Origin of the sequence: Roseisolibacter sp. H3M3-2 (genome assembly GCF_029211165.1) — a bacterium.
GTDB lineage: Bacteria > Gemmatimonadota > Gemmatimonadetes > Gemmatimonadales > Gemmatimonadaceae > Roseisolibacter.
Window position 1 is genome coordinate 1 of sequence record NZ_JARGEK010000658.1, and the last position, 1,231, is coordinate 1,231.

At 75.8% G+C, this 1,231-nt stretch carries 1 protein-coding gene; it reads right to left on the bottom strand.

Going from position 1 to position 1,231, the window contains the following annotated elements; all coding sequences use genetic code 11:
• Nucleotides 1-72 precede the first annotated feature (72 nt).
• The coding region (gene soxC / locus PYV61_RS25520; protein WP_275836700.1) for a sulfite dehydrogenase at nt 73-1,231 on the bottom strand (1,159 nt) is incomplete at its 5' end.

Below are 1,231 nucleotides of genomic sequence, written 5' to 3' on the forward strand. Positions count from 1 at the left end.
CGACGTCGGCCGCCCGCGACGCCAGCGCCGCGACGCCGCGCCCGCACGCCGCCGACAGCGCGAAGACGGCGGTCAGTCGACCGCGAAGAAGACGCGTCCGTCGGCCTCGACGTCCCACGCGCGGATGTGGTTGAAGTGGTAGTCGGTGCCGGCGCCCCGCACGCGGCGGAACTCGGCGAGCGTCGGCTGCACGTACCCCGTCTCGTCGACCGCGCGGCTCATGAGGCGCGTCGGCCGCCCGTCCCATTTCCACAGGTGGCGGAAGCGCACGTGCGCCATCGGCAGCACCGGGCCGTCGAGCGTCGCCTCGGTCCAGGTGCGCCCGCCGTCGGTGCTGACGTCGACGCGCGCGATGCGCCCGCGCCCCGTCCACGCGAGCCCCGTCACCGGCCACCACCCGGGCCCCGACAGCCGGCCGGGGTGCGACGGCGCGGTGATGATCGACTTGGCGTCCATCACGAAGCTGAACTGCCGCGCCTTCCCGCCGGGGAGCGGGTCGGTGTACTTCGCCGTCTCGTTGCGCGTCATCGTCGGCTCCGCGTTGAGCTCGAGCCGCCGCAGCCACTTCACGCACATGTTCCCCTCGTACCCCGGCAGCAGCAGCCGCACCGGGTAGCCGTTCGCGGGGCGCAGCGCCTCGCCGTTCTGCGCCCACGCCAGCAGCGCGTCGTCGAGCAGCTTGTCGAGCGGGATGCTGCGCGACAGCAGCGACGCGTCGCCCCCCTCGGCGAGCGCCCACCGCGCGCCGCCGCGCACGCCGGCCTCGCGCAGCAGCGCCGCCACCGGGACGCCGGTCCACTCGGAGTTGCTCGTCTGCCCGTCGATCACCTGCGGCGTCATCTCGCGCTTGGGGTCGCGGTACGCCGAGCGGCCGTTCCCCGCGCACTCGACGAAGCAGGTGCGCGTGACCGAGGGGAAGCGCCGCAGGTCGTCGAGCGTGAACACCAGCTCGCGGTCCACCAGCCCGTGCACCAGCAGCCGCCAGCGCGCCGGGTCGACGTCGGGGATCCCCGCGTGGTGTCGCTGGAAGTGCAGGTCGGCGGGGGTGATGGTGCCGTGCAGCGACTGGAGCGGGGTGAACGCCGAGCCGGTGGTCACGCCGGTGGGCGCGAGCGCGGGCGCCTCGTACGCCGCGCGACCGCCGAGCACCGCCGAGGGCGCGCCGGGGACGAGCGACGGATCGACGGCCGGCGCGGCGGCGGGCGCGGCGCCCGGCGCGAGCGCCTCGACC